We start from the raw sequence: 12,910 nt of genomic DNA on the forward strand, positions 1-12,910 counted from the left end.
TTCACGCGCCCGCCTTTTCCTGTATCACCCTGCTTAATAGTTCTCCGGTTTCACCCTAAAGTACGCCTGGGGATGGGCGCACACCGGGCAGATCTCCGGCGCCTTCTTGCCAATCACAATATGCCCGCAGTTCATGCACTGCCAAATCGCGTCCCCGTCCTTAGAGAACACCAGGCCCTCTTCTATATTCTTCGCCAGCTTGCGGTAGCGCTCCTCGTGCTCCTTCTCAATCTTGGCAACGCCCTCAAACAGCGCGGCAATCTGGTCAAAGCCCTCTTCCTTGGCGGTCTTGGCAAAGCCCGCGTACATATCCGTCCACTCGTAGTTCTCGCCGGCGGCAGCCTCCTTCAGGTTGGCCAGGGTGTCGCCTACGCCGCCGTTCAGCAGCTTAAACCACATCTTGGCGTGTTCCTTCTCGTTGTTGGCCGTTTCCTCAAAAATCTCCGCAATCTGCTGGTAGCCGTCCTTGCGGGCCTTCGAGGCAAAATAGGTGTACTTGTTCCGGGCCTGGCTCTCCCCGGCAAAGGCGGTAAGCAGGTTGGCCTCGGTTTTCGAGCCTTTCAGTTCTGGCATGGTCGTAACCTCCTAAAAATAATTTTGATTCCTATTTTTATTATACCCTGTTTGGCAGATTCTGTCAATCCCCTTCCCGCATAAACGCGCCCACATACCGGCCCCCTCCCACCGGCAAATTGTTAAATTATCGTGAAAGCCCCGCGGCCTGTTGAAAAACCCCGCAAAATGGCTTATACTTAGTTCAAATACCGCAAAGAAAGGTCGTGCTTTCATGTACCAAAGGCTGCAACGGTTCCTCTATGGCCGCTATGGCACAGACAAGTTCAATTTCGCCCTGTTGATCCTGGGCCTAGTATGCTCCCTTTTGGGCCTGTTATTCCTCCGCCCCCTGGTCTTTTTGGCTGATCTTTTCTACATCTACGCCCTGTTCCGCAGCTTTTCCCGCAACATCCCCGCCCGCCAGCAGGAGTACCGCTGGTTCTTAAAGTGGTACGGCCCCCTTGCCAAATGGGCCGCCCTGCAAAGGCAAAAGTTCGCCCAGCGCAAGGCGTATAAGTACTTCCGGTGCCCGGCCTGCCGCCAGCAGCTCCGCGCCCCCCGCGGCCGGGGTAAAATCCAAGTCACCTGCCAAAAGTGCCGCCACGTATTCCAAACCAAAACCTGAGCCGCCCTGAGGAGGGTCTATCATGACGTTAAAAGACAGCAATCCACAACCGCCCAAAGGCTTTGCCCGGCTCTCTTCCCCCCGTCCCCTGCGGGACGGCTGCCTGCTCATTGCCTTTGGGGCCCTGGCCGTGCTGGCCGTCCTGCGGTTCGACCAGCTTTGGGCCGCCGCCACTACCCTGACCAATGCCATTGCCCCTGTGTTCGGGGGCCTGGTCATTGCCTACATCCTCAATGTGTTCGTCCATTTTTTTGAGGACATTGCCTTCAAGCCCTTTTCCAAGCTGCGCGCCCCCCTTTGGCGGCGTATCCAGCGCCCGCTGGCCATCACCCTGGCCTATCTGGTGGTGCTGCTGGTGGCTTTGTTCATCTGTTTCTTCATCATCCCCGGCCTGGCGGAATCCATGAGCGGCCTGGCCGTCACCGTCCAGCACAACCTGCCCCTGTACGCCAACCAGGCCATGCAGTGGGCCAACGACCTGGCCCGCGCCTACGACCTCAACTTTTTGCAGGATTTCCTCAGCGGTTTCAACTGGATGTCCCTGCTCACCGACGCCACCCGTTTCACCACCGATTTCCTCACCTCCCTGTTCAATGCCACGGTCAATCTGGCCTCCGGGGTGTTCTCGGCCATTATGGGCTTTATCTTCTCCGTCTATATGCTCTTTGGTAAAGAGCGGCTCATCCGCGGGGCAAAAGATTCCCTGCGGGCTTTCCTGCCCGCCGGCGCGGCCCGCACCGCCGCCCGCATCGGCAGGCTGAGCAACCGGGTGTTCTTCTCCTTCATCCGGGGGCAACTGGCCGAGTGCGTGATCCTGGGGGTGCTCTGCTATCTAGGCATGAGCATCCTGCAACTGGACTACGCCCTGCTGATCTCCTCCGTGGTAGCCATCGGCGCCCTCATCCCCATCCTGGGCGCCTACATCGGCGCGGGGGTCGGGGCGTTCATCCTCTTGCTGGTCCATCCCATTGACGCACTCATCTTCCTTATCTTCCTCATTGTCCTCCAGCAGGTAGAGGGTAACCTGATCTACCCACGGGTGGTGGGCTCCTCCATCGGCCTGCCTCCCCTGTGGACCCTGTTCGCCGTCATGTTCTGGGGCGGCGTGCTGGGCATTGTGGGCATCTGGATCGGCACCCCGGTCACCGCCGTGGCCTACCGCCTCTTTAAAACCGAGGTCTACGCCCGCCTGCGCAAGGGCGAGGACACGCCCTGACCCGCCCAACGCATCAAAAAGGAAGGAAGGCCACCGCCTCCCTTCCTTTTTTTGCACGGCGGGCCCCCTCACTGGAACTCCGTCATATTCTGCCAATACCGCATGGGCATATTGCCCCGGCGCAGCTTGGGGTTAATGCGCCCCTCCACCGCAATGGTCTTGTAAAAAAGTTTCCACAGCCGCTGGTATTTCTCCTCCTCCTCGTCCGGCTGGGGTAGTTCCAGGGCGTCCGCGTAAAAAAACTCCCCCTTCGCCCCCTGGCCCCCCCGGTACAGGAACCCCATCCCGTGGTTCTTGTCGTAAATCAACAGGTTCTCTCTGTTCATCCGCTGGGTAAAATGCCCCACAATCAGCGGCAGCACCACATTGTTGGGGGTGATCATGGAGGCCAAAAACTCGCCGCAATCCGCAAAGCGGATGAACTCCACATGGTAGTGGGCCTCGTTTTTCAGGTACAGCAGGGCCTTGTCCAGGGCGTGCACATCCTCGTCCAGGCTCATTTCCGTCACCCTCGCCCCATAGCGGTACCCCTGCAAAATAAACCGGATCAGCCGCAGCTCCTTTTCCTCCATGCAGGTCAAAAAGCCCTGGCGCACCCTGTCCAGCACCTGGGCCGATATCCCCCGGCCAATGGACTGCTCCACCTGCCTGGCCAGTTCCGGCCGGGTGTCAATGGCCCGTATGCTGAAAAGCGTCCCCTGGGGCTCGTCCAGCCGCTGGATGCCCTGGGGCAGGCGCTTTTCGTTGCAGCACTGGGCCACGCAGCACAAAAACCCCTGGTAGCTGCCGTCATACCGGTACACCACGTGGGCCGGGCCCCTCATATCTGTCCGCTCAGGCATTTCACACCGTCCTCCTTTGTGGGCCCGAACAGGGACAGTTGCTCAAACTGCGCTCCCGGCCACCCGCCTGCGTCCCGCCGCAGGGCCGCCCCCTCCCCAATGGCCCCGGCAATCACCGCCGGGTTGTCCATGGGCAGGGGCGAGATACTCTTCCCCCCGCACAGGATGAAGAACCGGGCCCGTTTCAGCACCACCCCCAGCTTTTTCAGCCCGTCAAAATCCAGCCGGCACTGCCGCCTGGCCGCCCGGATGCGCTTGGCGCTTTTCACCCCAATGCCCGGCACCCGCAGCAGCATTTCATAGGGCGCGGTGTTCACCTCCACCGGGAACTGCTCCAAATGGTTTACCGCCCAGTTGCATTTGGGGTCCAGCAAGGGGTTAAAGTCCGGGTTGCGGTCGTCCAGTATCTCCCCCGCCGCAAAGCCGTAAAACCGCAGCAGCCAATCCGCCTGGTAAAGCCGGTGCTCCCGCAGCAGGGGCGGGGGCGTGTTGATCGCCGGCAGCACGCTGTCCTCCACCACCGGCATATAGGCGGAAAAGAACACCCGTTTCAGGCTGAATTTCTTATACAGCCCCTCGGTCAGCAGCAAGATCTGCCGGTCGCTCTCCGGGCTGGCCCCAATAATCATCTGGGTAGACTGCCCCGCCGGCACAAAGCGGGGGGCGGCCCGGTACTTCACAATCTCCCTGGTGTTCTGGGCAATGCCGTCCCGTATCTGGGTCATGGGGGCCAATATCTTCTCCTTGCTTTTCTGGGGCGCCAGGCGTTTCAAACTCTGCTGGGAGGGCAGTTCGATGTTCACGCTCATCCGGTCGGCATAGCGGCCCAACTGTTCGGTCAGCCGGGGGTCGGCCCCTGGTATAGCCTTAATGTGCACATACCCCCAAAAGCCCCTGTCCTCCCGCAGCAGTTTGATCACCGCCAGCATCAGTTCGCAGGTGTAGTCCGGGTTTTTCACCACCGCCGAGGAGAGGAACAGCCCCTCAATATAGTTGCGCCGGTAAAACTGCATGGTCAGGTCGCACAGTTCCTCCGGGGTAAAGGTTGCCCGGCGCCCCTCGTTGCACCGGCGGTTCACACAGTACACGCAGTCATAGGCGCAGTCATTGCTCATCAGCACCTTCAGCAGCGAGATACACCGCCCGTCCGCCGCAAAGCTGTGGCAGATGCCCGCCTTCACCGCGCTGCCCAGCTTGCCCTGCACCCCCGGCCGGTCCACCCCGCTGGACGTGCACGCCACGTCATACTTGGCCGCGTCCGTCAGTATCTCCAGTTTCTCAAAAACATCCATCGCTCTGCGCTCCTTTTTCGGGTAGGCCCTTTTTCCTCCGCCGGCCGTGGCCGGGGCGGCCCCTATCCCGGCTTATCCCCCCGCCGGCCCTGCATCACAAAGGCCCGGTCTATACAGCCGCTGCCAAAGCGCTCCCGCACCCGGTCCACGGCGCTTTCCAGTTTCTCCAGCCGTTCCAGCCCGTCGGCTGCCTCAAACAGGCTGACCTGGCTCTCCCCGGCCGGGGTCAGCCGGCCGGCCCGCACGCCCAGCAGGCGCACTTCCCACTTTTTGTCCTCCCGATGGTACAGCTCCAGCGCCGCCCGGTAAAGCGACCGCGAGTCGCACACCGGGGCCGCCAGCCGCGTCTGCCGCTGAAACTCCTGGAAATCCTTGTTGCGCACGGTAATCTGCACCTCCCCTGCCTTCAGCCCCTGGCCGCGTAGCTGCCGGGCCACGGTTTCCGCCAGCCCAAACAGCGTCGCCCGAATATCCGCCTCCTGGGTAATGTCCCTGGGCAAAGTGGTGCTGCTGCCAATGCTTTTCGGCCCCTGCCCTTCCCCCAGCCGCTGCACGGGGGTGTCGTCCAGGCCGTTGGCATATACCCACAGGGTTTCGCCCATCCGGCCCAGCAGGCGGCGCATAACGGCCATGTCCATCCGGGCAATGTCCCCAATGGTGTGGATGCCGTGCCGGTGCAGGGCCTTGCTGGTGCTAGGCCCCACAAACAACAGTTCTTCGCAGGGCATCCCCCATATGATCCTTTCCATCTCCTCCGGGCCGAACTCCGTTACCGCGTCCGGCTTTTTGTAGTCGCTGCCCAGCTTGGCAAACACCTTGTTAAACGAAACCCCCACGGACACTGTCAGCCCCAGTTCCGCCTTCACCCGGCGGCGTATGTCCTCCGCAATCTCCCTGCCGCAGCCGAACAGCCGGGCGCTGCCGGTCACGTCCAGCCAGCACTCGTCCAGGCTAAAGGGCTCCACCTGGTCGGTGTACTGGGCGTACAGTTCCTTCGCCATTTTCGAGAACATGGCGTAGCGCTCGTGGTGGGGCGGCAAAATCCGCAGGTCCGGGCACTTGCGCATGGCCTGCCAAATCGGCTCGGCGGTTTTCACCCCCCTGGCCTTTGCCAGCATATTTTTCGCCAGAATAATCCCGTGGCGGCTCTCCTTGTCCCCGGCCACGGCCATGGGCACGTCCCTGTACGCCGGCGCATACAGGGTTTCCACCGAGGCATAGAAATTATTCATATCCACATGAAGGATCCCATTGGTACGGGGATACCCACCCATAAGCGTCACCTCACACAAAACCGGCTTACCAAACGGCCAAGCCTGCCTTTCCTAGGGCGTGTTCACATAAGCTTCTATGGGAACACGCCCTAGGCCCTACCCCTATTATAGAACAACCGTTCGCCTTTGTCAAGCCCTTTTTCTTCCCGTTCCCCCTCCTGCAACAGCGCTCTGGACAAATTGCATTTTATATGCTATACTATCACCGTCAAAGTAGTTTCCGCCGGCATATTGAAGACCCCGCGCCCCTGCCATTCATTTTTTAAGATTGGAAGTGTTCCCCATGACTGTGATCCCCACCGGCTACACCCCCGCCCTGGGCCTGTACGACACCCAGAAAGCCATCGGCCTGATTAAAAACATTTTCCAGGTCAAGCTTTGCGCGGCCCTGCATCTCAAGCGCGTCACCGCCCCCCTGTTCGTAGACCCCGCCACCGGCCTGAACGACGACCTCAACGGCGTAGAGCGCCCCGTAGGGTTCGATATCCCCGCCGTAGGGGGCCAGGGCCAGGTGGTGCACTCCCTGGCCAAGTGGAAACGCCTGGCCCTGCACAACTACGACTTCTTCGTGGGCAACGGCCTGGTGGCGGATATGAACGCCATCCGCCGGGACGAGGAGCTGGATAACCTCCACTCCATCTACGTAGACCAGTGGGACTGGGAGAAGGTCATTGATAAAGACACCCGCCATGCAGCCTATCTCATGGACACCGTAGAGAAGATCGTCAGCGCCATCTGCGGCACGCTGGACGAGTTGAAATGGCAGTTCTCCCACCTGAACACCCAGCTTTGCCGGGACGTAACCTTTGTCACCACCCAGGAGTTGGAGGACCGCTGGCCCGGCCTCACCCCCAAAGAGCGGGAGAACCGTTTCACCCAGGAGCATAAAACCGTGTTCATCCGGGAGATCGGCGGCAAGCTGAAAAGCGGCCGGCCCCATGACGGCCGCGCCCCGGACTACGACGACTGGCAGCTCAACGGCGACCTGCTCCTGTGGCACGAGCCGCTGGGCATGGCCATGGAGATCAGCAGTATGGGCATCCGGGTAGACCCCGCCTCCCTGGACCGCCAGCTACGCCTGTCCGGCTGCGAGAGCCGCCGGGCGCTGCCCTTCCACCAAATGCTGCTCTCCGGCCAACTGCCCCTCACCATCGGCGGGGGCATCGGCCAAAGCCGGCTGTGTATGCTTTTGCTGGGCAAGGCCCATATCGGGGAAGTCCAGGCCTCCCTCTGGGACCGGGAAACCAGGGAGAAGTGCAAAGCCGCCGGCATTGTCCTGCTGTAGCGGCCCCCCGTCCGCCCGCCGCGGGCGGGATTTTTCTGCCCGGCCGCCCCCGCCGGCCCATACCGCCATTTTAAAGGAGTTTACCCCATGAAACGTATCTTGCTCATCGCCACCGGCGGCACCATAGCCTGCGCCAAAACCCAGGACGGCCTTGCCCCCGCCCTGTCCCCCCGGCAACTGCTGGCCCGTGTGCCGGATGTCGGGGAGTTCTGCCAGGTAGAAGCCCTCCAGCCCCTGAACATCGACAGCACCAATATTGCCCCCGGCCACTGGCTCCTTCTGGCCAAGGCCATCGAGGAGCACTACACCGCCTTCGACGGTTTCGTGATCTGCCACGGCACCGACACCCTGGCCTATACCGCCGCAGCCCTGTCCTATCTGGTCCAAAACACCCGCAAGCCCATTGTGCTCACCGGCGCCCAAAAGCCCATCGACCAGGAGGACACCGACGCCCGCCAGAACCTCTCCGACAGCCTGCGCTATGCCTGCCACCAAGAGGGCGGGGTGTGCATTGTCTTTGGGGGCCATGTTATCGCCGGTACCCGGGCCCGCAAAACCCGCACCAAAAGCTACAACGCCTTTTCCAGCATCAATTTCCCGGATATCGCCGAGATCCGGGACCGGCGCATTGCCCGGTTCATCCCCTGGCACTGCGCCGGCGCGCCCCAGTTCACCCACAGCCTCAATACCCGCGTGGCCCTGCTCAAGCTTACCCCCGGCCTGGACCCCCAGGCTTTCGCCGCCACCGGCGCCCTCTGCGACGGCCTCATTATCGAAAGCTACGGCGTAGGCGGCATCCCGGACGTATACCTGGGCCAACTGGACGCCCTGGCCCAGGCCGGCAAAACCGTGGTCCTGGCCACCCAGGTGCCCCAAGAGGGCAGCGACCTCTCCGTGTACCAGGTAGGCCACCGGGTCAAAGAGCGCTACCGCCTGCTGGAGCCCTACGACATGACCCTGGAGGCCACCGTAACCAAGCTGATGTGGGTGCTGGGCCAAACCCATGCCCCCGATGCCGTGCGGGAGCTGTTCTACACCCCGGTCAACTACGACCTGGTGTTCTAGTCCCTGCTTAAAACGTGAAAGCCCCCCTTCTGTATGAACCCCCGCCGGCCGGAAGGTTGGTGGGGGTTCCCCGCACACCCGGCCGCTTTTCCCCTATGCGCAAACAGGCCCTCCCTAAAATCCCCCCTAAATTTCCCTGTACAGGCAAGTTCCCGCCCCGCCCCTTCATACACTTTACCAGCATAAACAACTCTGTGTGAAAGGGTGTTCCCTATGGGTTTCCTGTTTTTATCCAGCCTGCTGGACCTGTTCTCCCACCTTGTCTACCTGATGCTCCACGTCACTGGCGCAGGCAGTTTTCCACGGGCCCTCACCGCCGCGCAGGAGAAAAAAGCCCTGGCCGAAATGGCCGCCGGCAGCCCCGCCGCCCGCCGGCAGCTTATCGAGCACAACTTGCGCCTGGTGGCCCACATCGTCAAAAAATACTACGTCAGCACCAACGACCAGGAGGACCTGATCTCCATCGGCACCATCGGCCTCATCAAAGCCATCGATACCTTCGACCCCGCCAAAGGCATCCGCCTCTCCAGCTACGCCTCCAAGTGCATTGAAAATGAAATCCTCATGTTCTTCCGCACCGGCAAAAAATCCGCCCAAGACGTGTCCATCAACGAGCCCATTGATACCGACAAAGACGGCAACGCCCTCACCCTCATGGACACCATGGCCGTAGACGACACGGTCATCGACGACATCGACGTGCGCATCAAAAGCCAAAAGCTGTACAGTTTCCTCCCCGCCCTGGAGCCGCGAGAGCGCAGCGTCATCTGTATGCGCTACGGCCTGGGGGGCCGCAAGCCCCTGGCCCAGCGGGAGGTCGCCGCCCGCCTGGGCATTTCCCGCTCCTACATCTCCCGCATCGAAAAGCGCGCCTTAGAGAAACTCCGGGCCCAATTTGAGCAGAGCGGCTCTTGATTCCCGCCGGGGATTGTGCTATCATAGTGGTAAAATAGCAGAATGTGCGGAATGCCCCCGCATCCTGTCAAAAAACCACAAGGGACGTGATTACCCATGAAAAAATTCCTGGCAACCCTGCTTGCCCTTACGCTGTTTACCGCCGCCCCCCTCTGCGCCGCCCAGGCCGCCCTGCCCACCGCGGAGGCCCCGGCCACGCCCCCGCCCGCTACAGAGGCCCCTTCCGACCCTTCCGATCCCGCAGACCCCTCAGACCCCTCCGAGCCCTCAGAGCCCTCGGATCCCTCAGATCCCTCAGACCCCTCTGACCCCTCGGATCCCTCGGATCCTTCAGACCCTTCCGACCCCTCCCCGTCCCCAGATCCCGCCCCCTCTCCGGACCCCGCCCCCTCTCCGGACCCCAGCCCCTCCCCGGCGGCCACGCCCCGCCCTGGGCTGGACGCCACGGACCACCGGCCCTATATAGGGGGCGAGGATGACCTGGTGCGCCCCAACGGCAACCTGAAACGGGCCGAAACCGCCCAGATCATCTACAGCCTGCTGGACAGCACGCCCCAGCCCACCGGCGACAAAACCTTTACCGATGTATCCCCCTCTGCCTGGTACGCCCGTCAGGTGCTGTCCCTGGCCGAGATGGACGTGATCGCCGGCTATCAGGACGGCTCCTTCCGGCCCAACGCCTCCATCACCCGCCGGGAGTTCGTGCAGCTCCTCTCCCAGTTCTTCCTAACGGCCGGCGAGCCCCTCTCCCCCGCCCCCTTTGGCGATGTGGACCAGGCCGCCTGGGGCGCGGCCGCCATCAACTACGCCTACGCCCATAACTGGATCGCCGGCTATCAGGACGGCGCCTTCCGCCCCAACCTCCCCATCACCCGGGCCGAGGCCGTGGCCGTGGTCAACCGGGCCCTGGGCCGCAAGGCGGACAAAGCCCGCCTCCAGGCAGACGGCCATGTGCTGCTGTTCGTCGATCTCCCCTTCACCCACTGGGCCTATGCCGAGATCATGGAAGCCGCCCTGCCCCACACCCACACCCCGGACGGCCAGCGCCTGCTTACCTACACGGTCCCCCCGGTGTCCCACCAGCCCGGCAGCCATCTCATTGCCGGCCAGTTGTATCAGGTAGATAGCCAAGGCCGCTGGGTGCGCAACCAGGCCGTGGGGGTGCTGCAATTTGATGACAACGGCTGCTACACCACCGGCAACCCCCAACTGGACACCCTCCTCAACGCCTTTGTGCGCCGGCACATCCAGCCCGGCGATACCCCCTATAACAACTTCCGCCGCCTGCATCTGGCCATCACCCGCCAGTTCAGCTACCGGGCCGGCAGCTATGTGGCCGACGGCCAGCCCTCCGGCTGGGAACCGGCCCTGGCCCTGGAAATGCTCCAAAACAACAAGGGCAACTGCTACCGGTTCGCGGCCCTGGAAACCATGTGTGCCCGCAGGCTGGGCTACCAGGCCGTAGGCGTTTCCGGCCAAATCGACACCAACTACGGTTTCGTGCCCCATGGCTGGACAGAAGTCCCCCTGGACGGCGTCACCTATCTGTGCGACTCCGAGATCCAGCACGTCGCCCCCTCCTGGGACCTGTTCATGAAAAGGTACGCCCAGGTGCGCCCCCGCTACCGGGTGCTCCAAGTGCCTAAGCGCTAAGCGCCCCGCCCCTAAATGCCCCCCAAACCCGGAAACCCAAATGATTCCCCAGGAAAGGAAAACCCCATGAAAAAACCTGCCGCCCTCCTTCTCAGCCTCTTCGCCCTTCTGCTGATGCTCAGCCTCGCCGCCTGTGGCGGTAAAGAGGAAGAATCCGCCCCGGCCACCCCCTCCCCGTCCCCGTCCCCGTCGGCCGCCCCTACCGTTGCCCCCACCAAAGCCCCCAAAGCCTCCCCCACGCCCAAAAAGGTGTCCCCCAGCCCCAAAGCCACCGCCACGCCCCAGCCCACCGAAGAGCCCACCCCCGTCCCCACCGAGGAGCCCACCCCGGAGCCGGAGCCTGACCCGGAGCCCGACGGCGGCGATACCGGCGGCCAGGTGTGGATCGAGCCCTCCGGCAACGACCCGGATCCGGACGGCGGCCAGGAGCCCGAACCCCCCGCCGACCCCAGCAGCTTTATCGGCAGCGATGTCAACGCCCTCTATGCGGTCTACGGCTATCCCAGCGGCAGCGACTACGGCCCCAGTTGTTTCGGCCCCGGTGAGGACGGCGTCCTCTACTACGACGGTTTCACCGTCTACACCTACCGCCTAGACGGCGCCGAAACCATCAACGATATCTCCTAAGCGGCCATGGTATTCAGTTCCCCCGCCTTCCTCTTCGCCTTTTTACCCGGGGCCTTCCTCCTTTACCGGCTCATCCCCGGCCGGGGCGCCTGGTCCCATACCGCCAAAAACGCCCTGCTGGCCCTGCTCAGCCTGCTCTTCTATGCCTTCGGCGAGCCGGTCTATGTCCTCCTGCTGCTGGCCTCCGTTTTGGTCAACTACCTGGCCGGCCTGCTGCTGGCCCCTGGCCGCCGGGCCCGCCGGGGGGTGTTGGCCGGGGCGGTGGCCGTCAACTTGGGGCTGCTCTGCCTGTTCAAGTACGCCGGTTTCGCGGTTTCCACCCTCAACGGCCTGGGGCTCTCCCTGCCCCTGCCGGGCATTGCCCTGCCGGTGGGCATCTCCTTTTTCACCTTCCAGGGCCTGTCCTATGTGATCGATTGCTACCGCGACCCCCGCCTTACCAGCCGCAGCCTGCTCAAACTCACCCTCTACATCTCCTTTTTCCCCCAGTTGATCGCCGGCCCCATCGTCAAGTACCATGATGTAAGCCGCCAGGTCGACAGCCGCCAGACCACCCCGGCCCTTACCGCCCAGGGGGTGCGCCGGTTCATCCTGGGCCTGTCCAAAAAGCTGCTTTTGGCCAATACCGTAGGCTATATGGCAGACCTGGCCTTTGCCCCCGGCAGCGCCCTGAACGCCCCCGCAGCCTGGCTGGGCGCCCTGTGCTACAGCCTGCAAATTTATTTCGATTTCTCCGGCTACAGCGATATGGCCATTGGCCTTGGCCAGATGTTCGGGTTCCGCTTTCAAGAGAACTTCCTCTACCCCTTTGCCAGCCCCTCCATCCAGGCGTTCTGGCGGCGCTGGCACATCTCCCTGTCCTCCTGGTTCCGTGACTACCTCTACATCCCCCTGGGCGGCAACCGCAAGGGCCGCCTGCGCACCCAGTTAAACAAATGCCTGGTGTTCCTCTGCACCGGCCTCTGGCATGGCGCCTCCTGGAACTTCGTCCTCTGGGGCCTCTGGCACGGCCTGTTTATTATCGTCGAGGGCCTCCTGCCCCCGCCGGGCAAGTTGCGCCGGGCCCTGTGGCGGCCCCTTACGCTCCTGGTGGTGCTGTTGGGTTTCGTGCTCTTCCGGGCCGAAACCCTCCCCCAGGCGGGCCGTTTTTTTGCGGCGATGGCCGCCGCTTTCCCCTCCACCGCCCAAAGCGGCAGCCTGCTGCGGGCTATGCTGACCCCCCTTAACCTGTTCACCACCGCCGCGGCCTGCCTGTTCTCCCTGCCGGTGCTGCCCAAGGTCCAGGCCCTGGCCCAGCGCCCCGGCCGCCCCGCCGCCCTGCTCCGGGCCGGCTCCTACCTCTGCGCCGCCTGCCTGCTGGCCCTGTGCATCCTCAACCTCTCCGGCGCCCAGTTCAACCCCTTCATCTACTTCCGCTTTTAACCCACCCCTGTGCCTCCGGCGGCGGAGAGTTGGCTACGCCAACTCTTGGGTTTCACCCCTAAAAACCCCACCACTTTTGAAAAAGTGGACAAAACTTTTATGTATCCCCGCCGCAAAGCCTCCTCCCATTTCTTCCCCT

Annotated in this window: 12 protein-coding genes; 8 read left to right on the forward strand and 4 right to left on the reverse strand. The window is 62.7% G+C overall.

What is annotated here, in order from left to right; all coding sequences use genetic code 11:
• Nucleotides 1–33 precede the first annotated feature (33 nt).
• Nucleotides 34–573, reverse strand: a complete 540-nt coding sequence (gene rbr, locus U8U01_RS12935) for a rubrerythrin (protein ID WP_322174874.1) — start codon at nucleotides 571–573, stop codon at nucleotides 34–36.
• A 214-nt stretch (nucleotides 574–787) separates the two neighbouring features.
• On the opposite strand from rbr, the gene U8U01_RS12940 reads away from it, so the two are divergent.
• Nucleotides 788–1,180 (forward strand): hypothetical protein, encoded by a 393-nt coding sequence (locus tag U8U01_RS12940; protein WP_322174877.1) that lies wholly within the window; start codon nucleotides 788–790, stop codon nucleotides 1,178–1,180.
• Between the two features lie 22 nt (nucleotides 1,181–1,202).
• Nucleotides 1,203–2,396: an AI-2E family transporter gene (locus tag U8U01_RS12945; protein WP_322174879.1), complete on the forward strand. Its 1,194-nt coding sequence runs from the start codon at nucleotides 1,203–1,205 to the stop codon at nucleotides 2,394–2,396.
• Between the two features lie 68 nt (nucleotides 2,397–2,464).
• On the opposite strand, the gene U8U01_RS12950 is transcribed toward U8U01_RS12945, so the two are convergent.
• The 3 genes from U8U01_RS12950 to dinB all read right to left on the reverse strand — a co-directional run bounded on the left by U8U01_RS12950 (nucleotide 2,465) and on the right by dinB (nucleotide 5,804).
• A complete protein-coding gene (locus tag U8U01_RS12950; RefSeq protein WP_322174882.1) occupies nucleotides 2,465–3,238 on the reverse strand; it encodes a TIGR03915 family putative DNA repair protein in 774 nt (257 codons plus the stop codon).
• On the reverse strand, nucleotides 3,217–4,530 hold the full coding sequence (locus U8U01_RS12955) for a putative DNA modification/repair radical SAM protein (RefSeq protein ID WP_322174886.1): 1,314 nt from the start codon (nucleotides 4,528–4,530) through the stop codon (nucleotides 3,217–3,219). Before U8U01_RS12955 ends, U8U01_RS12950 begins: the two co-directional genes overlap by 22 nt.
• A gap of 62 nt (nucleotides 4,531–4,592) precedes the next feature.
• Nucleotides 4,593–5,804, reverse strand: coding sequence for a DNA polymerase IV (dinB, locus tag U8U01_RS12960; RefSeq protein WP_322174889.1), 1,212 nt, complete (start codon nucleotides 5,802–5,804; stop codon nucleotides 4,593–4,595).
• A gap of 283 nt (nucleotides 5,805–6,087) precedes the next feature.
• Between dinB and asnA the strand changes: the two genes are divergently transcribed.
• The 6 genes from asnA to U8U01_RS12990 all read left to right on the forward strand — a co-directional run bounded on the left by asnA (nucleotide 6,088) and on the right by U8U01_RS12990 (nucleotide 12,771).
• Nucleotides 6,088–7,089 carry an aspartate--ammonia ligase gene (asnA, locus tag U8U01_RS12965; protein WP_322174892.1) on the forward strand — a complete coding sequence of 334 codons (1,002 nt, stop codon included), beginning with the start codon at nucleotides 6,088–6,090 and terminating at the stop codon, nucleotides 7,087–7,089.
• Nucleotides 7,090–7,176: 87 nt separating this feature from the next.
• Nucleotides 7,177–8,154, forward strand: a complete 978-nt coding sequence (locus U8U01_RS12970) for an asparaginase (protein ID WP_322174895.1) — start codon at nucleotides 7,177–7,179, stop codon at nucleotides 8,152–8,154.
• 213 nt (nucleotides 8,155–8,367) lie between these two features.
• On the forward strand, nucleotides 8,368–9,069 hold the full coding sequence (gene sigK, locus U8U01_RS12975; protein ID WP_322174898.1) for an RNA polymerase sporulation sigma factor SigK: 702 nt from the start codon (nucleotides 8,368–8,370) through the stop codon (nucleotides 9,067–9,069).
• A 96-nt stretch (nucleotides 9,070–9,165) separates the two neighbouring features.
• Nucleotides 9,166–10,722 (forward strand): S-layer homology domain-containing protein, encoded by a 1,557-nt coding sequence (locus tag U8U01_RS12980; protein WP_322174900.1) that lies wholly within the window; start codon nucleotides 9,166–9,168, stop codon nucleotides 10,720–10,722.
• A gap of 66 nt (nucleotides 10,723–10,788) precedes the next feature.
• Nucleotides 10,789–11,349, forward strand: a complete 561-nt coding sequence (locus tag U8U01_RS12985; RefSeq protein ID WP_322174902.1) for a hypothetical protein — start codon at nucleotides 10,789–10,791, stop codon at nucleotides 11,347–11,349.
• 6 nt (nucleotides 11,350–11,355) lie between these two features.
• Nucleotides 11,356–12,771: an MBOAT family O-acyltransferase gene (locus tag U8U01_RS12990; RefSeq protein ID WP_322174905.1), complete on the forward strand. Its 1,416-nt coding sequence runs from the start codon at nucleotides 11,356–11,358 to the stop codon at nucleotides 12,769–12,771.
• Nucleotides 12,772–12,910 lie beyond the last annotated feature (139 nt).

Origin of the sequence: Acutalibacter caecimuris (assembly GCF_034335085.1) — a bacterium.
Lineage (GTDB): Bacteria > Bacillota > Clostridia > Oscillospirales > Acutalibacteraceae > Acutalibacter > Acutalibacter caecimuris.